This is a genomic window from Rothia sp. LK2492 (assembly GCF_040946345.1).
Taxonomy (GTDB): Bacteria; Actinomycetota; Actinomycetes; order Actinomycetales; family Micrococcaceae; genus Rothia; species Rothia endophytica.
Genome location: NZ_JAYWLX010000003.1, coordinates 24,167 through 43,936, shown reverse-complemented (window position 1 = coordinate 43,936; position 19,770 = coordinate 24,167). Strand labels below are relative to the sequence as shown.

General features: G+C 57.1%; 16 protein-coding genes. 5 read left to right on the top strand and 11 right to left on the bottom strand.

Features of this window, described 5'->3' with window-relative positions; all coding sequences use genetic code 11:
- Positions 1–5: 5 nt before the first annotated feature.
- Together VVR27_RS04130 and VVR27_RS04125 are read right to left on the bottom strand one after the other, a co-directional pair.
- The gene (locus VVR27_RS04130; RefSeq protein ID WP_368547193.1) at positions 6–3,716 is read right to left on the bottom strand and encodes a UvrD-helicase domain-containing protein; all 3,711 of its coding nucleotides are present in this window, start codon (positions 3,714–3,716) and stop codon (positions 6–8) included.
- 11 nt (positions 3,717–3,727) lie between these two features.
- On the bottom strand, positions 3,728–7,225 hold the full coding sequence (locus tag VVR27_RS04125) for a PD-(D/E)XK nuclease family protein (RefSeq protein WP_368547192.1): 3,498 nt from the start codon (positions 7,223–7,225) through the stop codon (positions 3,728–3,730).
- A 120-nt stretch (positions 7,226–7,345) separates the two neighbouring features.
- On the opposite strand from VVR27_RS04125, the gene VVR27_RS04120 reads away from it, so the two are divergent.
- From VVR27_RS04120 to VVR27_RS04105, 4 genes are all read left to right on the top strand, one after another.
- Positions 7,346–8,035, top strand: coding sequence for a 3'-5' exonuclease (locus VVR27_RS04120; protein WP_368547191.1), 690 nt, complete (start codon positions 7,346–7,348; stop codon positions 8,033–8,035).
- A gap of 40 nt (positions 8,036–8,075) precedes the next feature.
- Positions 8,076–9,407, top strand: coding sequence for a threonine/serine exporter ThrE family protein (locus tag VVR27_RS04115; RefSeq protein ID WP_368547190.1), 1,332 nt, complete (start codon positions 8,076–8,078; stop codon positions 9,405–9,407).
- A 237-nt stretch (positions 9,408–9,644) separates the two neighbouring features.
- On the top strand, positions 9,645–9,983 hold the full coding sequence (locus tag VVR27_RS04110; RefSeq protein ID WP_368547189.1) for a primase C-terminal domain-containing protein: 339 nt from the start codon (positions 9,645–9,647) through the stop codon (positions 9,981–9,983).
- Positions 9,984–10,241 carry a helix-turn-helix domain-containing protein gene (locus VVR27_RS04105; RefSeq protein ID WP_368547188.1) on the top strand — a complete coding sequence of 86 codons (258 nt, stop codon included), beginning with the start codon at positions 9,984–9,986 and terminating at the stop codon, positions 10,239–10,241. It begins immediately after the preceding gene.
- Positions 10,242–10,288: 47 nt separating this feature from the next.
- On the opposite strand, the gene VVR27_RS04100 is transcribed toward VVR27_RS04105, so the two are convergent.
- The 3 genes from VVR27_RS04100 to VVR27_RS04090 form a co-directional block, all read right to left on the bottom strand.
- The gene (locus tag VVR27_RS04100) at positions 10,289–10,600 is read right to left on the bottom strand and encodes a hypothetical protein (RefSeq protein WP_368547187.1); all 312 of its coding nucleotides are present in this window, start codon (positions 10,598–10,600) and stop codon (positions 10,289–10,291) included.
- 355 nt (positions 10,601–10,955) lie between these two features.
- A complete protein-coding gene (locus tag VVR27_RS04095; protein ID WP_368547186.1) occupies positions 10,956–11,267 on the bottom strand; it encodes a hypothetical protein in 312 nt (103 codons plus the stop codon).
- A gap of 122 nt (positions 11,268–11,389) precedes the next feature.
- Entirely contained in the window at positions 11,390–12,325 is a 936-nt protein-coding gene (locus tag VVR27_RS04090; RefSeq protein WP_368547185.1) for a hypothetical protein, read from the bottom strand.
- A gap of 370 nt (positions 12,326–12,695) precedes the next feature.
- On the opposite strand from VVR27_RS04090, the gene VVR27_RS04085 reads away from it, so the two are divergent.
- Positions 12,696–13,115: a replication initiation protein gene (locus tag VVR27_RS04085; RefSeq protein WP_368547184.1), complete on the top strand. Its 420-nt coding sequence runs from the start codon at positions 12,696–12,698 to the stop codon at positions 13,113–13,115.
- A gap of 135 nt (positions 13,116–13,250) precedes the next feature.
- Here VVR27_RS04085 and hemL read toward each other — a convergent pair whose 3' ends face one another.
- From hemL to hemQ, 6 genes are all read right to left on the bottom strand, one after another.
- On the bottom strand, positions 13,251–14,576 hold the full coding sequence (gene hemL / locus VVR27_RS04080) for a glutamate-1-semialdehyde 2,1-aminomutase (protein WP_368547183.1): 1,326 nt from the start codon (positions 14,574–14,576) through the stop codon (positions 13,251–13,253).
- 67 nt (positions 14,577–14,643) lie between these two features.
- Entirely contained in the window at positions 14,644–15,657 is a 1,014-nt protein-coding gene (gene hemB, locus VVR27_RS04075; protein WP_368547182.1) for a porphobilinogen synthase, read from the bottom strand.
- Positions 15,658–15,672: 15 nt separating this feature from the next.
- Entirely contained in the window at positions 15,673–16,494 is an 822-nt protein-coding gene (locus VVR27_RS04070) for a uroporphyrinogen-III synthase (RefSeq protein WP_368547181.1), read from the bottom strand.
- Between the two features lie 14 nt (positions 16,495–16,508).
- Positions 16,509–17,528, bottom strand: a complete 1,020-nt coding sequence (gene hemC / locus VVR27_RS04065; RefSeq protein ID WP_368547180.1) for a hydroxymethylbilane synthase — start codon at positions 17,526–17,528, stop codon at positions 16,509–16,511.
- Between the two features lie 69 nt (positions 17,529–17,597).
- Complete coding sequence (locus tag VVR27_RS04060; protein WP_368547179.1) at positions 17,598–18,917, bottom strand: ferrochelatase; 1,320 nt, start codon at positions 18,915–18,917, stop codon at positions 17,598–17,600.
- Complete coding sequence (gene hemQ / locus VVR27_RS04055; RefSeq protein ID WP_368547178.1) at positions 18,917–19,720, bottom strand: hydrogen peroxide-dependent heme synthase; 804 nt, start codon at positions 19,718–19,720, stop codon at positions 18,917–18,919. The genes VVR27_RS04060 and hemQ overlap by 1 nt, the downstream gene beginning before the upstream one ends.
- Positions 19,721–19,770 lie beyond the last annotated feature (50 nt).

Here is a 19,770-nt window from a genome sequence, read left to right as displayed (position 1 = left end):
GCCCTCTAGAGCTGTGCCGCCCGGCGACGGGCTTTCTTCAATACACCAGCGATCTTCTCTTCGGTTGCTAACTCCTCAATCCTTACTTCTTTACCCTCAGTAGCGTAGAAGAAGCTAGCGCTGATATTCGCTGGCTCGATCTTGTGCAAGCGGGCAAAGCCGATGCGGTAGAGCCCCAGCTGAAGGGCGCGGCTTTTCAGCTCCTTCTTTGAAGGGACCCTGCCAGTCTTCCAGTCCACAAGCTCCCACTTTTCAGTACCGTCCGTATCGGTGGTGCGGAAAATCGCGTCCACGCGACCGCGGACGGTCACCCCCTCGACCGGTGTTTCCAGCGGATACTCTATAGCCCACGGCACTTCATCCGCCCAACGGCTTGCCAGGAAATTCTCGCGCAGGGTGGGCAAATCAAGCTCTTCGGCGGTGTCATCATCGGCAAAGTCTTCCTCCCCCACATCCAACATGGCACTCTGACCGTAGTGTTCCTCAACCCAGGTATGAAAGAGGGTTCCCTGACGGGCTGCGATTCCGGGGCGCTGGGGCATGGGGCGCTGCAGGTTATCGATGACCACCTCAGGGTTTTGCGCTAGCTGAACCAAGAGGGAGGCTGAAATGTGTTGCGGTAGCTCAAACTCCTGTTGATCGGCCGGGGCGCGCAAGAGTTCAAGCAGCAGCCTTGTCTCTTCTTCCCAGTCTTCGATACCAGCGGTCTCTTGGGCGTTGCTGTCGGCGGTGACCTCGGATAGCTCTCGTGGCTCTAGCCCGCCTTGTAAGACGTTAGTCGCAGCGCGCTCAACTCTCCGACGCGGGGTAAGCCGAGGAGCCGCTTCTCCGTCTGGGCCCAGCCCAGCGTCAGAAGTGCTGGTGCCGCTGGCTTCTTCTACCCCGGCAGTCTCCATATCTTCTAAGGAAGACCAGCTACGGATTTCTGGTCCGTTAAAGGGGTCAAAGGGCCAGAGGGCAGTGAGTAGTGTGGCTGATTGAGGGTTACCGGATTCAAGCTGAGCCTCGTCAACGCGCGCTAGTAGCTGGGCGGCGTCCTGGTTACCGGTACTCGCTAGGTCCTGACCTAGATCAAGTAACTCTTGCAGGAAGTCTGAGACATGACGTGGTTTAGTCCCGGTGCCCTTCCAGGATGAGCTGGTCAGCACCAGGAGAGACCGCGCTCGGGTAAAGCCCACGTAGGCGAGCCGGCGTTCCTCGGCTACCCGATGCTCAACGGCCTGCTCCTTCATGACGTCCATAAACTCGCCGAAGTCCTTAAGGTTCTCGAAGTCATCGCGCCAGGGCGGCAGATAATTGGCATCCCCGCGCAATGGCCAGGGCAGGGTATCCCCCTTCTTAGTCCAGCGTTCATCCTTACCGTCAGGAAATTCACCGGCAGCCACGCCGGGAATATAGACGTGGTCCCACTCTAAACCCTTAGAAGCATGCACGGTGAGCAACTGCACCGCATCATGGCGCGGTGCCTCCACCGCCATATCCAACCCACCTTCTTCAGCGGCAGCGGCATCCAGCCAGGCCAAAAAACCGCTGATACCGCTAGCTGATGCGCCGGTGGCAGTCAACGAAAAACGCACGGTTTCTTCAGCTTCATCAGCATCAAGACCGTTAGCTGCGGCCAACAAGAGAGCGTTGATGCGCGGGGCGCTGGACTCATAGGTGGCTGCGACCCCATGGAAAGCATCCAGGTGCTGCCGGGCTGCGTGCGAGCGGACGCCGGGGCGAGCAGCCAGCTCAATATCTAGCAGCATGGTGCGCTCAATTTCATAAAGAAGGGTTGAAAGGTCATCGGAGGTGAACTGACGCAGATAATTAATTTCTGCTGCTAGTGCCTGCAGACGGCCACGAGCCGCATGAGTCAATGACCGACCGGTGCGGGCGCTGACCCAGCCCTCAGGGGGAAGATTTTCAAGAGCCTCAACCAGTGACGCCCCGTCTGAAATATCGGGGGCAGCAGAATCTAGAATACGGCGGTAGCGCTCATTACCCCTGGCTCGCTCGGCTTCTTTAAGCCGGGTGATGTCCTGTCTACTGTTGAGCCCCCGTGAACGTACCTCATCAAGCTCATCGAGGGTTTCTTGTTCTACGCGCAGGGCAGCTGCCTCACCGGTGATACCAAAACGAATCTCATACTCGCGTTGTTGCTTGAGTGCCCCCGCCCAGTCGGCGAAGGCCAGCAGATCACTGACCCCCAGGCGCCAGCGAGCGCCGGACAGCAGTCTCATCAGCGCGTCAGATCGCCCCGGATCTGAGAGCACCCGCAAAACCGCGACCGTATCAACAATCTCAGGGGTATCCAGCAAACCGCCCAAACCAACCACCTGGTAGGGCACACCCTTGGCCTCGAAGGCCTCCCGCAGAGGTTCCATTTGGGCTCTCTTTTTGCACAGTACGGTCATAGTGGGCATCTCGGCTAGGGGACGGTGCGCGAAGGGCTCTCGTTGCTGCGCAATTTTTTGAGCGATAACCTCAGCTTCTTCCCGATCGGTCAGGTACTCCCCTATTTCAACCCGGCCATTACCCGGCTCGGGACGTGGCACCAGGTGGGGTACTTCGATGGAGTGCTGTGAACGAACCCAATCGGGCTGTAGAGCCAGCGGGGCTGCGGTGGCGTTAGCAGCCGCCAAAATGGCGGTGTCGTTGCGCCAGGCAACCGCCAGATAGCGGGCGGTGCGGTCATTGGTGGGGAAGAAGTCATAGAAGCTAAAGAGCTGGCCATCTGAGGCACCACGGAAACCATAGATGGATTGTTTGGGGTCACCCACTGCCATGACCGGATGTTCTGCAGCGCCGTTTCTGGCTCCATACAGATCAGAGAAAAGCTGCATCTGGGCATGGGAGGTGTCCTGAAATTCGTCCAGGAGCACCACCGCAAATCGTTCCCGCTCTGTAGCCGCGGCTAACGGGACCTCCTCGGCAATTCGAGCGGCGCAGGCAATAAGATCACCGTAGTCCATGACCTGCATTCTGCGTTTGATCTGGGAATAGCGCTTCACCAGCTCAGCATAGAAAATGCGCAGTTCTAGCCCCTGAACAAGAGTGCGCTGTTCAGCAGTTGCACCCTTACCAGTGGGCTTACCTAACCCTTGAATTCGTTTGATCTGCTCCTGGCACCAGTCACTGACCTGTTGAGGGGTCACCAGGTGCTCAGCGCACTCGCCTGAAAGCTGTAAGACCGAACTGACCATGGTTGATTTTGCCACCTCTTTTTCAGGTAGCTTTCCATCGTAGTGCTCTACCAACTGCGCTACCAACTGCCAGGCCTGAGCGCCACCTAGCATCTGTGCATCGTCCTCAATGCCGATGCGCAAACCGTAGGCGGCCACCAGAGAATTCGCGTAGGAATGGTAGGTCGATACTACAGGGTCACCCACCGGTTCATCCTGCGCACCCGGCACCTGGCGCACCAGGTTCTGCCGGCGCAAATCTTCTAGACGCCCGCGCATACGCTCGCGGAGCTCACCGGCGGCCTTACGGGTGAAGGTAACACCCAGCACCTGGTCCGCACGCACCAGCCCATTAGCCACCAGCCAGACCACTCGATCCACCATGGTCGCTGTTTTACCCGAACCTGCACCAGCCACCACCAGACGCGGAGTAAGGGGTGCTGAGATAATCTCAGACTGTTCAGGGGTAGGGCGGGGCCGGCCCAGGGCATCAGCAATCTGCTCTGGAGTCAGGTAGGGGTGCTGGCTATCAGGGAGTGAAGTAGTCATCATCTTGATCCTTAGAGGGCCGAGCGGACGGTTATTTGCCTGCCGCGGGAGCATAGCGGGCAGATATCGGGCAGGGCACAGCCAATACCAAAGGCGCCGCCACTCGCATGACGAGCTTGTAGTTGCTCACCGGCAATGAGTTCTGCGGCCCGGTTGATGAGCTCTACTGCCCATGCGCTCTCAGTATCGAGGGGAGCCTGCGCCTGTTCACCGTAGCTCTTAGTGCTGTCGCCAATCTGTAGCAGCAGGGCTCCGCCTGAGAGCTCGCGCAGACCGGTAAATTCCAGAGTTTTTCGGCTAACAGAGCCGCCAGGACGCGGGTCGGAAGGATGCTCTTGCCCTGCTTGGTCCTGCGTGAGGGCCTCTTGCATGAGCTGGCCAGCGCCTGCTTCGAGAGCCACCTGGTAGGCAGCGAGCTGGGGGTGTTTTTCAAGGTCAGCTTTCGAAGGCTTAGACTTACCAGTTTTGAGGTCAATAATGATGAACCGCCCTAACTGGTCTTTCTCAATGCGGTCAACCCGGCCCGAAAGCAGGGCGTCCCTGGCAGGGCCCGGCACCAACACCGTAAAAGAACCTTCAACTCCCACAAGCTCGCGTCCCTTACCGGGCAGTTCAGCCACGTAGCTGGCGAACTTTGAGACCATCTGCTCAGCCCGTTCGATGGTCTTACGGCTCTCCCAGGTGTCCGGTAACCCCAGGGTGGGGAGCCGTCGGTGAAGCTCCTCTCGCAACTGGTGGCCAGGGGCATCGGGGAAGTCCTCACAAATAGAGTGAATAAGGGTACCTAAGGAACGTGATGCGTCTGTAGCAGCTTCAGCTTTAGAGGCTGAGACGAACCAGTCTAGGGGTGAGCGGTGGATCTTCTCTAGCTGGGAGGGCGAAATCGGCACCGGTCCGTCACCCTCGAAGGCAGGGGTTGAAGACGATAGCGGTAAAAGGCCCCACCAATGAGCAGGGTTTACACCGGGTAACACCAAACCAGCGGTGTTCTCGGTGTTACTCAGGCGGTTGAGCAAGCGGGCCGCGGCATCTGCCTTGCTGGGCGAGATGTGCTGGCTTTCAGCCCACTGACGCAACTCCGCAATAAGTGAGCGCAGGGTCATTGGCCGGCGCACCTCGGTGGTAGACCGTTCGCCGCCGGGGGCCGGGGCAAAGATATCGAGCAGTTCGCTGGCTGCCTCATCTGCGGACGAGACCGCCGTGCAGACCACGCGATAACTGGCACGGGAGACGGCGGTGGAAAACATACGGAACTCATCAAAGCGGGTTTCTTTGAGACGTTCTAGGAGCCGCCCGGAACCATAGGTAGCGCCGGTCGCCAGATCAACCAAATCTTGGGTTCCTAGCAGAGAACCACGCACGGTAGTGTTAGGCCACGTACCTTCTTGCAAGCCAGCGATATAGACCGTCTCCCACTGCCTACCGGCGGCCAAGGCTGGGGTCATAATTTCTACTGCATCTCGGTTGCCAGTGCGTTCTGCCAAAGTATCCATGGGCAGGTCTTGGGCATCAATGTAGGTGAGGAACTGCTCTGCAGTGGCACCGGGCATCTGGTCGGTGTAGCGTTCTGCGGCCTCAAAGAGCCCAATCATAGCGTCGATATCACGGTTAGCACGATCTGCAGCTGTTCCGGTGCCAGCGGCTAGTTTCTTCCATTCAGCGGCCAGACCGGACGCCTCCCAGAGCGCCCAAAGCACTGTTTCAGCGGTCGCACCCGGTTGATCCAGTGCGATATTGCCTGCTTTGAGGACGGATGCCAGTCTGCTAGCGGCCCTACCCGCCCCGCTGGTGGGTAACAGCTCGGGATAAATCAGGGCTTCAACCAGCAGCTCATCGCTGTTACGCCCCCTCCCTGCTCGCAGATCAGCGGCACGTAGATGCTGACGCAGACGGCGAATTTCAGCGGTGCTGGCTCCACCCAGACGGGAAGTGAGTAGAGACAGCGCTGTATCAACTCCAAGACCCCAAGCAGAACCCGGCGCCGGGATGAAGGGTGAGACCTCCGCCGTTTCGGTAAGTTGGTTCGGACTTTCAGCCGATGCTTGATTCTCTGCGGAGACACTCTCAGGGGCTTCTCCTAGAGACCTGGTATGAAGCAGGAGCCCTAACGCATCGAGGAAGGGGCGAGCTGCTGGTTCATCGCGCACCGGGGTAATAGAAGCTGCTGTTTGCACGGGCACGCCCAACCCGGTAAGCGCTCTCTTAATCCGGGTGACATCCGAACCGTTGCGCACAATGATGGCAGAGCACCGGTAGGACCTGCCCCGGTAAAGGTGGTCCTCTAAAATCATCTGCCCCAGCAGGCGGCTCTCGTGCTGGGCACTTTCGACGGTCAGCCCCAAGACCGCGGGATGAGGATCTGCCGCTTTTTCAGGGTCAAGCAGGGCTCCATCGTCCCCCAGAGGAAGCAAAGCCTGATCGCCTTCAACCTGCCGTGAAGTAAACGAAAGCTGACGCGGGTGCACCGCACCGGGGACGGCAGGCAGGCGGCTGACTACGGCAGCCCAACTGCTGGCTACGGCCTCAGGCATTCGGTAAGAGACTGTTAGTTGCTCTTGAACCAGCTCCCCCATCATGGCGGTCAGCCCGGACGCTAGCTGGGGTACCGCGCCGCGGAAGCCCTGCACCACGGTATCTGTGCAACAGGCTAACATCACGCGGGGTGCGGCACTAAAAGCTGTGGCAAGGTGCTCTGCGGTTTGTTCATCCATCCCCTGCAACGAACTGCGGCTATGGCTTAGCAGATCATCCAATGACCTACCCACCAGTGCAGAAAGCAGCCGGTAAATAGAGGGAGTCAGCTCCTGGACATCATCCACCAGCACCACATCAAACCGAGACCGTTCGGCCGCCAAAAACTCAGGATGAGCCAGCAGAACCTTAACCGCCTCATGAATAAGGGCAGCGGCGTCAAATGCCTGGGGTGCTCGCAGGGCACGAATCTGCCGGTACTCGGCATAGAGTTTGCCCACCGCCACCCATTCGGCGCGCCCTGTTTGCTGCCCCAGCTCCTGCACCGCAGCAGCTGAAAGGTCATGTTCTGCCAGGCGGTCAAAGAAATCTCGCACCTCGTGCCTAAAACCCTTGGTGCCCAGCGCCTCACGCAGGTCTTGGGGCCAGGTCAGGCTGGTACCATGCCCCTGACGGTGCCCTTCCAGAAGTTCTCTAATCAGAACATCCTGCTCGGGACCGCTCAATAGTTTGGGCGAAAATTCGACCCCCGGCAGGTAGCCACCCACATGCGCCCGGCGCAACAGGTCAAAAGCGTAGGCCTGCCAGGCACGCACCGGAGCGGTAGAAACGGTAGCGGAGATACGTGATGAAAGCTCCTCGCGGAAGCGGGTGGCAGAGACCCTCGAAGGGGTCAGCACCAGCAGGCGAGCAGGGTCAGCGCCGCCGTCCAAAAACTCCTGGGCTGCACGCAGCAGACGCTCGGTCTTACCCGTGCCCGGCGCGCCCAAGAGAAGACGGGCAGGCGTTTTTGCTCCATGAAGCTGTTCAGCGGTCATTGGTGCTCTCCTTTGGCTCTACCCCATCATTTCATCACAGGGGACTGACACTTTAAGCATTGTGCACTACAGCGCAAAGAATATTTTTTATCATCTGCTGCCAAAGGCTACTATCGAGGTATGACTTCATGGACAGACCTGCCCCGCGCCACTTTCGACCTCGAAACCACCGGCGTTGATCCCGCTACAGCTCGCATTGTCACTGCATCCCTCGTCTTGGTGGACGCCGACGGGCAGGTACTGCGCGCCGGTGAATGGTTGGCTGATCCCGGTATTGAAATCCCTGCCCCAGCAGCCGCAGTGCACGGCATCACCACCGAGTACGCTCGTGAGCATGGTCAGCCTGCAGCCAAGGTTGCCTACGAGGTAGCGATGGCGCTGGGAGGCCTGTTCGCGGATGGGGTGCCCGTGATCGCTTTCAACGCTGCCTATGATTTCTCTGTCATGCACCACGAGCTGGCCCGTTACGATTACCCGCCGCTCACCTGCTACCCCGTACTTGACCCTCTTGTTATTAACAAGCACGTGCACAAGTTCAAAAAGGGCAAACGCACCCTAGAAGTTCTTGCCGGCGAATATGGCGTAGAACTTGAAAACGCTCACACTTCGAAGGACGACGCTCTGGCAGCAGAGCGCTTGCTGACCGCCATGAGCCTGGAATATAACGAGATCGAGCAACCTGCCGCTGACCTGCACAAAGCCCAAATTACCTGGGCTGCTGAGCAGGCCAAAGAGCTACAGGAATACTTTGACCGTATTGGCAAACAGGCTGACATTAGCGGTGAATGGCCGGTGCGTACCGGCGAGTAGGATTAAAGCCGCACACCTTTCTTAGACCTGTGAGGGCACCATGAACGACACCATCAGCGCCGCCTATAGGGGTTCAAACCCCAGCGAGCACCGCCTGCTGATGGACCAGTCAGCAGTAGTGATGAAACTGGGCCTGTTGCTCATGCAGTCTGGGGCCTCTGCCTACAGGGTTAAATCTTCCATGTCACGCCTTGCAAGAGCAGTGGGGCTAGATGAGCACCACGCCCAGATTAGCTTTACCGAAATCTCTACGACCTCTTATTCGGGGAATAACTTTCGCACCGAGGTTGCCGAGACTCGTATTAAAGGCATTAACGCCTTCAAAATTGATGTACTGGGCGACTTTGTTTCATCCCTACCCGAGCACATCAGCCCGATACAGGCCAGCGCCACCCTGGATCGCATCGGCGCGGAAAAGCCCCTCTACCCTCCCTGTCTCCTAGCCCTAGCAGCTGCTTTTGCCTGCGCAGGCTTTGCCTTCCTCAACAGGGGCGGCATCATCGAGTGCGCTGTAGTATTGCTCGCTGCCTTCGCTGGCCAGCTACTACGCTCCACGCTGGCACACAAGGGGATGAATCATGCAGCAATCTGGTTACTGTGTGGCCTACTGTCAGCAGGCCTTTATGTGGGTGCTATGAGCGTTCTCATTGCTCCTGGGCTCATTGGCGATAACCATCTGGTGGGCTTTATATCATCGGTGCTCTACCTGGTGCCCGGCTTTCCTTTGGTGACCGGGCTCTTAGATCTTTTCCGCATGGACTTTGCCGCCGGTATCAACCGGCTGACCTACGTTATGCTGCTGTTGGTGTCTGCCTCCTGCGCTGTCTGGCTGGTGTCCACGGCCTTTGACCTGCCCTTAGAGCAGGCAGCGGCACCTCATCTTGCTACCTGGTTACTGGTACTAGCGCAGGTGGCGGCGTCCTTCGTAGCAGCTTTCGGCTTCGCCATGCTTTTCTCTGCCTCCCCTCTCGCCTGCTTCTGGGCCGGGGTGATTGCCGCCGGTGTGAACCCGGCTCGTATCTGGTGGGTGGAGATGGGGTGCCCACCCCATCTGGCGGTTGCAACCGCTGTTTTTGCTGCCGGGGTGCTGTCTGAGATTCTTGCCCCCGCTTTTGGACGCCGCGTCTCCCGCGTCTCTCTCTCGGTGCCAGCGGTTGTGACCATGGTTCCGGGTGTCAGTTTCTATATGTCCATGGCACATTTTTCCAACGGGAACATCTCCGCGGCACTCGAGAGCTTTGTACAGGTGCTCTTCATCTTTATGGCGCTAGGTATGGGGCTGGCTTTCTCACGTCTACTCATGGACCCCGATTGGCGCTATGACCGCGATACCCAGGACGTCGCCAGCTTGCCGACCGGGCATACCCGCTAGGCTTCCAACTCCCTAAGAATTGTTGGAGAGCAAGCAAAAACCCGAGGTCTTTCGATGTGCCCCGGCAGGATCAGACCGATACATCGCATCACCAAGAACCCAACCCATCCAGCCCACACACCTATTTGGGGGGACTCAGAAGCCCTCTACGGGCTTAGGGACCTGGCAAAGGCCCTTGGAGATATTGGAGCACTCCCAGAGTCTCACAGAGGCGCTCAGACGGTTTTAGACTCATTGGTGGGTCGTAACGTGGCTTTGTTCAATTTGACCCGCCAGTGGGCGTACAGGGCGCGTTTGAGGTACACCGAATACTCCGAGTGGTCAGAGACGGTTTATGCCTTTGCATCGCTGAAGAATGCTTCGGTGATTGCGGATGAGTTTTCACGCGGCCCAATGGGCGAGGGCGAGGTTCTTCAGGTGGCTAACTCGATTGCTCGGTGGGTGTGGCGGAATATTACGCCCGAGCAGACAGTAACGAACCGTAAACGCTGGGGCTCTTCTTTGGGGAAAAAATCCGCAGAGATCAGGCAAAAGACGCGTGATGAGCGGATACAAGAGATCTTGGAGGTCTTCTAAATGGGAGCTCAGGTGCAACGTCAACGCCCAAAAACTGCTCGTGAGATTGCACATCGATTCGGAATCAGTGAACGGACTGTACGGACGATGATTGCGGAGCCTCGAGACCAGTATCTAGCTCGTGCCGACCACAAAAGAAAACAGGCAGCAGAACTTCGTGCACAAGGTCTATCAGTCCGGCGAATTGCTGAACAGATAGGAGTATCCAAGTCAACTGCTGGGCGGTACGTTCAGGATTACGAAAAACGTGATAGTTAAAAATCTTTAGAGGGGCAAATATATTTGCCCCTCTAAAGATTTTAACATTACCACCATATCTCAAGTTTGAATTCAAATCCTTCTTCAGCCAAAATCTCCGCTAGTCTGATATATTCGCGGTCGATTTTTGCCCGAACTTTTTGTGATGAAAAAGTATAATCACCATTTTCATCTTCATTAAATTCTTTTTCGAAGTTTTCAGCCCACTCAATACATTGCTTATAAATTTTCCTGGGAATTTTATTTATAAACTCTTCAAACTCTTCATAATTCAAGAATCCGCTATTGTGGTATATAGGCTCCTTGAATGGAAAATCTGTATGATAGAAACTGAATTCTGGCAGATATTTTCTTTCCAAGTTAATTTAGCACCTATGGGTAGTTGTTGGATACGAGGTAATGACCTTTTTGTTATTCATAGAGATCATAACAGTCGGATTAATTGTCTTTTTCTTAACCGGCGCTCCGTTAACAACTTCATACACTTCAATTGGTGTAGTGTAGCAACGTTTTTGGCTTGGTTTTTCTGCAGAGTAAGCGGGAGACTCTAGAGAGGCTTGGGTAGCGAAAGCCATGTAGTCATCCCAAGGGCCCTCGAACCCTCCCTTCTGGCTTTCCCATTGAGATTCATGCCTTTCCCTAATATGTACATATCCACTATTTGAATCGCCGCAATATAGGGTTATTTCTCCATCATTCTTTGAGTTAAAAGTTTTAACTTTTTTTGTCCCCAAATCCAGCATTACACAGACCGATAGTTACCGGATTTAGATATACAGTTGCCCCATTATCTATATCCGTCGCTGTTTCTCTTAAAGATTCACCCTTATACCACTGTTTTCCTTCGGGAGCTTCAGGGGCTTTCAATAAAAATCTGCTGTCCATCTCCGGGAGATTAACGCTAGAAACTCCATCTGAATCAACATGCTGGTCGCTAGAATGAGCTGCAGGAGTCGCTCCTCCAACCATCCCCGCAACAAGAATCCCTGTAGCAATACCTGCTGAGATTTTCCTTGATATATACATAGCTTCCTTTCGTTCTAGGACTCCGTTGCCCTAGCGATTGGCGGTGTAATTCATATCATAATAAGAGTAAATACAAGAATCAACTGAATATCTAATAATTTATTGACGCATAGGGAAGACCCTCAACCTCTACGTCCCTTGAAAAACGTTGAACCACCGTCCAAAGCCTCAGCCCGTGCCCGCGAAACCTCCCGCTCACCACGGTCACGCTCCAATTTGGCAACCTTCTCCCACTCAGCAGAACGTTCCTGCCACTTCAACACCAAAGACTCCAAATCTGAAACCCTTTCCCTCAACGTCAGCGCCTCAAACATATTCCCTGCCTCCGATTGCCTCTCCCGCATTCGTGCAATAGTAGCGTGCGCCTGTTCCAGCTCCCCTTCCACCCCGTATAGCGTCTGCTCTAACTTCCTCACCTGATCTTGTAGTTGCTTCATCTCACCAGCAGTCTCACACCGTATAGCATCCTCAGCTTTACGCACCTTACGCCCTATCGCAACTGCCTTCTCATACTCGGTGTACTTGCGTTCAGCTTCAATCCAAGCAGCTAACTCATCAAAGGCCCCTAAAGCCTGCGCATAATGCGCAATTTCCTGCGGACTCAGCTCACTGCTAATCGGGGTACCAGTCTTCTCATTGCGGACAAACCCGTACTCAGATTTTGCCAATCGTGTTAGTGCCTTACCCAAGGCTCTCGCTAGCTCTGCTCGCTCAGTCCTGGGCACTTTCCGGTCATTCAGGCAGTATCCCAACTCAGTAAGTAAGTCAGGGATGATTTTGCTGGGTTCTTGTCGGATATAAGCGCGCATATCAGCTTTACGGGGGCGCTGATAGACAATGATGTTTTTAGGTTCTGGTCGAGGCTCAACGTGCGGTTTTTCGCGGATAATGCGCACAGGATTCCCTGCTTCACGTGCGTACCTGCGGTGAGCTGCCGCGTATTTGCGGCAATTCGATGAGCAGTAAATCGGGTTACGTCCACGTCCATTGTGGTAGGTAAATTCTTCTTTGCAGTGGGGGCAGACAGCGGTGGTTTCGCGATATTTATTGAGACTCATGGCGGCCTTTTCTTCATTTCGTCATGTCGTTTATTTATCAAAAATTATTCACAATACTAATTCCAGAGTCATTGGATGCAAGAGGTGTGGCGAAAAATCGGTGTTTGCACCGGTTTTTGTCCGGGCACGCAGTTGCACGCGGTTTTTGCGCATGAGACCCCGACTCATCGGTCAGCTGTGCACATAAAGAAGGAGCTTGCGGGTGAATTTTTGGGTGCAAGTGACGATGATGTCGTGTGGTCAATTGATGCGAAACCGGCTAGAGATTTTATCCGCGGAGGGGTAATTACCTGATTAAGTTAAATTCCTAGTTGGGACACTCCGGAGTAAATGTAAGGTGGGACAACCCCGCCATGCTCTACTGGAAATCATGACTTTCCAAGACGTTTTCGAGCAGCACTGGCTACCGGCAAAACCGCTCAGTTCAGACCGCAAAGATGGCTCTTACAAGCGCCGCACCCGTGCCAAGGCGCTCGAACACGCCTATATTGAAACCAACCCCCTTGCTATGCGCTCTCTCATCGTGACCGACCATGATGGAGTCGAAGCTGACTGGCAAGCAGACCTTGCAGGGCTGCCACAGCCCTCCTGGATAGCTCTGAACCCTCTCAAAGGTTCAGGACACATTGGGTACGCACTCAAAGACCCCGTATGTCTGACCAACGCTGCTCGCCGTACCCCAGTGAATCTGCTTGCGCGAGTGGAGCAGGGGCTGATGGATGTTCTCGGCGGAGATATTGGCTACGGCGGGCGCATCACCAAGAACCCAAATTTTTCCAAAACCGTGTAATCCTCCACTCGCTATCTAACAGAGATAGTGATTATAAAAAACAGACGCACCTACTTCCTACCAACGATTGAGCTGGTCAAGAAGCAGGTGCGTCTGCTGTGATGTGGAGTTAAAAGGCGCTAAGCCTCTCCCCTCTTAGGCGGTGGCTGCGGCTGCTGCCTGCGCGGCGTCCGGCAGGGCCGAGAAGATGAGGTCCATAGCGGCGTCATCGTGGGAAGCCGAGAGGAACCACGCTTCAAAAGCGCTGGGCGGCAGGTAGACACCGGAGTTCAGCATGGAGTGGAAGAAGGCGTTGTAGCGGAAGGTCTGCGACGCCTTAATATCAGCGTAGTTATGTACTCCAGCCTGGCTAGTTCCGAAAGCAACCGAGAAGAGGTTGCCAGCAGTCTGGATGGAATGATCCACGCCCGCAGCGTCAAAGGCGCTCTTCAGCTCAGCCTGCAGCTGGGCTGAACGCTGGTCGATGGCCCGGTAAACACTGGCGTCCGCTGCCTTGAGGGTTGCCAGACCAGCTGCCACAGCGATGGGGTTACCTGAGAGGGTGCCCGCCTGGTAGACGGGGCCGGTAGGTGCCAGGTACTCCATGACCTGACGCTTGCCACCCAGAGCAGCCATGGGCATACCGCCACCAATGACCTTGCCGAAGGTGAAGAGGTCGGGGACCCAGCTGCCATCCTCTGGTGCAGCGAAGCCCCAGTAACCGGCAGATGAAACACGGAAGCCGGTCAGCACCTCGTCAAAGATAAAAAGGGCTCCGTTTTCCTTGGTGACCTGGCTCAAGAATTTATTGAACCCGGGAGCAGGAGGAACCACACCCATGTTGCAGGGAGCCGCCTCGGTGATGATAGCTGCAATCTCACCGGGGTGGGCCGCAAAAGCCGCGCGTACAGCGTCCTCATCATTGTAGGGCAGGACGATGGTCTCGGCCGCCGTGGCTGCGGTGACCCCCGCAGAACCGGGCAAGGAGAGAGTGGCAACACCCGAGCCAGCCTCAGAGAGCAGTGCGTCCACGTGGCCGTGGTAGCAACCGGCGAATTTAATGACCTTGTCGCGGCCGGTGTAGCCGCGTGCTAGGCGAATGGCGGTCATGGTTGCCTCGGTACCGGTGGAGACCATACGGATCTGGTCGATAGCACCGGGAATGGCGGCGTTAATGCGGTCCACTACCAGTTCAGCCAGTTCGGTTTCAGCAGCGGTGGAGGCACCAAAGGAGAGCCCGTGCTCAACGGCAGCGTGCACGGCTTCAATCACGCCGGGGTGCTTATGCCCCAGGAGCGCTGGGCCCCAAGAGCAGACCAGGTCAACGTAGCTGCGACCGTCTGCATCGGTCAGGTAGGGGCCCTGGGCTTCCACCATGAAGGCGGGGGTGCCGCCCACAGAGTTGAAGGCGCGTACCGGGGAGTTAACACCGCCAGGAATAACCTTGGCGGAGCGGGCGAAGAGATCTTCTGAAACAGTCATGGTAGGGAACCTTTCAGGGGTATAGCAGGTGGTATACCTGCCCAGAGGTCAAGAAAAAAATGAGGGGTTAGCGTTGGTTGAGCCAGCCGGCAGCTTCGGTGGCGTAGTAGGTCAAAATCATGGTTGCACCGGCGCGGTGGATGCCGGTCAGCGCTTCAAGGGCAACTGCCTTGCGGTCAATCCAGCCCTGAGCTGCAGCTGCCTCGATCATGGCGTACTCGCCACTGACGTGGTAAGCGGCAACCGGAACGGGTGAGAAGTCGGTAATTTCGCGGATGATATCCAGGTAGGCGGTGGCTGGTTTGACCATGACCATATCGGCGCCCTCTTCAATATCAAGGGCGGCCTCGTAGAGGGATTCACGGCGGTTAGCTGGGTCCTGCTGGTAGGTTTTGCGGTCACCGGTGAAGGTGGAGCCCACGGCATCGCGGAAGGGGCCAAAGAAGGCTGAAGCGTACTTGGCAGAGTAGGCAAGGATAGAGACGTGGCTGTACCCGGCATCGTCCAGTGCCGCCCGCATGGCAGCGATCTGGCCATCCATCATGCCCGAGGGGCTGACGGTGTGAGCACCGGCTTTTGCCTGGGAGACAGCCATCTTGCAATAGGCTTCTACCGCGGCGTCATTATCGACAGAGACCACACCGAAATCATCGGTAGTTAGCGGACCACAGTGGCCGTGGTCGGTGAACTCATCCAGGCAGGTATCAGCAATAATGATGATCTGCTCACCAAATTCCTGGCGGATGGCAGCAATGGCGCGGTTGAGAATCCCGTTCTCTGCCCAGGCCACTGAGCCGGCGGCGTCCTTGTCTTCGTCCTTGGGCACACCGAAAAGGTCAATAGCAGCAACGCCGGCGTCAATGGCTTTTTGAACCTCGGGCAGAACAGAGTCTAGGGTGTGCTGGTACTGGCCGGGCATTGAGGAAATTTCTACGGGCACGTCGATGCCGTCGCGCACAAAGAGCACCTGAATCAGGTTGGCAGGTGCCAGGCGGGTCTCAGCGGTCAGCGCGCGCATGGGGCCGCTGGTGCGTAGGCGGCGGGGGCGCACGGGTAAATCAAGGCTAGGTTTTGAGAACATCATTGGTCCTTTGGGTCATTCTGAGGAATCGAGAAGGTCAGCTACAGCGGCTGCTAGGTCAGCCGGGGCTGGGGTGGTTGCTGCAGAAATTTTTACGGGCCGGACGCTGGTAGGCATCTCCCTGGCAGCCGCTTCGGTAGCTGCCCCAATAGTGACGGTGGGTGGCAGCTGCCCCGAATAGCCCTCAGCCAAGGTAGAAAGAATCAGCGGTGAGGTAGCTACCAGGACATCAGCCGAGGCCAAAGCGTCCCGGGCGGCATCCAGATCAAGAGCCGCAGCGTCCTCTTCTGTGCGCTCCACCAGGGGTTGCTGCGCCGGGTAGGTCTGCATGTCATAGACGCCCAGGGTTAGGGCGGTGTAGCCATAGTCGGTAAGACCTGCTTCTAGGGTGGGTGAGGCGGTTAGCCCCTGCACCAGCAGCACGGTTACTTCGGTAGGGTCTTCCCACTCTTCGTCCAGGGGCCACTCGGCTACCATGCCCGCCGCAGACTGCTCTTCTGGCACAAAATCAACCAGTACACCCAAGACTTCTAACGCCTTGCCGGTGGCGGTGCCCACGGCGGCAACCTGGGCGGCGCCCAACAATTCAACGGTGCTCTGCCCCAACTCTGCAGCCAGAGCGTCAAAAGCAAGAACCCCGTTGACCGAGGTAAAAGTGACCCAGCTGTATTCACCACGAATCAGCGAGAAGGCGGTGGCGTCCCAGTCTTCGGGGGTTACCGCGACCGCTTCAAGGATAGGAGCGCAGGCAACAGTAGTGCCAGGCAACAGTTCCTGCAGTTCGTGAACGAAGCTTCCGGCTTTGCGTGGAAAGCGGGTGAAAAGAAGGTGCGTCATAGTCTTTACTCTACCTAGTTCCCAAAAGCAGTTTCGAGCCCGGCCAGGCTGGCTGCTCCTTGTTCCAAAAGCTGCTCAGCGGCGCGGACACCCAGGGCAGCCGCCGCTTCAAGGGTGAGCTGGTCGGTGGTGAGGCTTTGACGCAGGGTCGCTGAACCATTGGTAGCTGCCACACAGATATCAAGGGTGAGCTGGTCATCCTTGATATAGGCGTAGGCACCAATGGGGGCGGCGCAGCCTGCCTCAAGACGGCGGAGTAGAGCGCGTTCAGCGGTGACCGCCAGACGGGTGGGTAAGTGGTTCACGGCAGTGACCGCCGACCCCAGAGGAGTGGGCTCACCGCCCAGTTCACCTTCACGAACTTCAAGGGCCAGCGAGCCCTGACCGGGGGCAGGAACTACCCGATCAGTAGGCAGGTACTCGGTGATGGTTTCCTCTAGGCTTAGGCGCTTAAGCCCCGAGGCTGCCAGAATGACCGCATCGCAGTCGCCGGTAATCGCACCGAGTTTCTTCTCACCGTGCAGACCGGCACCACCAACCCCGTACGCTTCGTTACCGGCCACACGTGCCAGACGGGTGCCCACGTTACCGCGAATATCAACGATAGTTAGATCAGGGCGCAGGGCCAAGAGCTGGGCGGCACGGCGTGGGGAACCGGTGCCCACGCGGGCGCCGAGCGGCAGGCTATCGAGAGTCAGACCGTCACGGGCACAGAGGGCATCACGGGGGTCTTCACGCTCAGGGGTAGCCCCAATGACCAATCCCGGACAGGGCGCACTGGGTAGGTCCTTGAGGGAGTGGACTGCTAAATCCACGGCTCCTTCCAATAGGCGGGTGCGCAAGGTGGCAGCGAAGACTCCGGTGCCTCCCATCTGAGATAGCGGCCCGGTGAGTACGTCACCTTCGGTTTTAACGGTGACCATACCCAACTCAAAACCTCCAGCTTCTGCCACGGAATCTGCCGCCATTTTGCTCTGCGTCATCGCCAGGGCTGAGCCGCGGGTGCCAACAGTGTAAGGTGCTTTCGCTACCATATGCCTTCGTCCTTAGGTTTATAGCGCCAGTGCGCCCCGGCAGAAGAGCCGGGGCGCTGGGCTGCCGTTTTAGCGGGTTCCGCCGGTGGTGTCACCGGTGTAATCAGCAATGCGTGCCTTATCCGAGCCGGGGCGCAAAGACTTGCAGCAGTCCGGGTTGCAGGCGTCAAACCAGCCCTTGCCGCCGCACACTCCCCCACGATTGGCTTCAAGTTCAGCCGGGTCGGTAGAAGAAGCTGTTTCAGCCACGCGCTCAGCAATGAGCTGACGCAGGGACTCCACGTACTCAGGGTGCACACCGGGGGTGGGTGTTCGGGTTGCCACAAAGCCCAGGCGGTCACAGGTATCCAGAGCCTCGGTGTCCAAATCCCACTTAACTTCCATGTGATCTGAAACGAAGCCCAGGGGCACCAGAACCACACCGTCAACAGCTCCCTCAATCGCTTCAAGAGCGTCATTCACATCGGGTTCTAGCCAGGGCATGCTGGGTGGGCCAGAACGTGACTGGTAAACCAGCTCCCATTCCACGTCATCGAGCAGAGCGGGGCCTACGGACTCTACACGGGTGAGGACGGCACGGGCTGCCTGTAGGTGCTTCTCAACGTAGGCGCTGCCACCTTCGTAGTCCACGCCGCGCGGGCCAGCTTCATTCGCTGCGCTGGTCGGCACCGAGTGAGTGCAGAACATGATACGGATCTTGCCGTTACCGGCGGCCTTCTGCTCGGCCTCGGAGAGACGAGCACGTACATCCTTCAGACCAACAACCAGACCGTCAGCAAAGGACTGGATAAAGCCAGGGGAATCGAAAAACTGACGCACCTTATCGATGTTCAGTTTGCCTTCCAGACCCAGCTTCTCAAGAGCCATGCCGTAGTCCTCACGGTACTGGCGGCAGGAGGAATAACCGGGGTATGCGCTGGTAGCCAGCACCAGAATATTGCGCTTGCCCTCGTCGTAAGCGTTTTGCACCACATCACTGACGTAGGGTTCCCAGTTGCGGTTGGCCCAGGTGATAGGAATGTTGGGGCCCTTTTCAGCCAGAGCTTCTTGCAGGGCAGCCAGCAGGGCACGGTTTTGGGCGTTGATGGGTGACACTCCACCGTTGGCACGGTAATGGGTGGCAACCTCTTCCAAACGCTCGTCAGGGATACCGCGACCGGCCGTGACATTGCGCAGGAAGGGAATCACATCCTCCTGGCCTTCGGGCCCGCCAAAGGAGGAGAGGATAACCAGGTCATAGTTCTGGGGTGCTTGAGCGCGCGGGCGGGTCAGGTTTTCTTCACCGTGGAAATCAGCGATGGTGGCCTCATTTAGGAGGCTTGGTCCGTTGGAGGCGGTGTTGTTGGGGTCCGTGACATTGGGACGGACGTCGTTAGGGATAGCAGTCATTAGGCAAGTACCTCAGCGACCTCCGCAGCAGGGATGCGGCGGCCGGTGTAAAAAGGAATCTCTTCACGGATGTAGTGGCGGGCTTCGGTGTTACGGAAGGAGCGCATAATATCTACGATTAGCACCAGCTCGGGAGCTTCCAAAGCGATGAGCCATTCGTAGTCGTTGAGACCAAAGGTAGCGATGGTGTTAGGCAGAACTTCGGGGAAGTCGATACCCTTGACACCGTGATTCTTCATGATCTCGCGGCGCTTTTCGGGGTTCATGGTGTACCAGTCAAAGCTGCGCACGAAGGGATAAACACAGATCCACGCTTCGGGTTCAATACCCTTAGCAAAAGTGGGAGTGTGGTTAGCAACGAACTCAGCATCGCGGTGCAGACCCATAGTAGACCAGACAATTTTGGTACCGCTGAAGGCTTCGGTACGGCGCAGGATACGGATGGCTGCCTGCAGGTCCTCGGGCACAGCACCGTGCACCCAAACCATCACGTCGGCGTCGTTGCGCATCGCTGAGACATCGTAGAAGCCGCGAACGGTGACACCAGAAGCTTCGAGCTCTGCTACTGCTTTTTCGAGTTCAGTGGTTGCCTCTGCGCCCCTTGCGTTAGGGCTGGCAACGCCCTCGCGGGCGAAGATGGTGTAGAGGGCGTAGTGGAACTGGGTGTCGCCTTCGGCAACTTCGCCGGGGCGCTGGCCCTGAATCTTGCCGTTGGCATCCTTGGCGGTGGGGCGGGCTGCAGCTGCGTGGCTGTAGCCGCCTGCACCATGGTCAGAACCGTGGGATGAGGTGGGGTGTGACATGGGTTTTCTTCCTTCACCGTGGGGTTAGGGTGTGATGGGTCCTAGGGTTG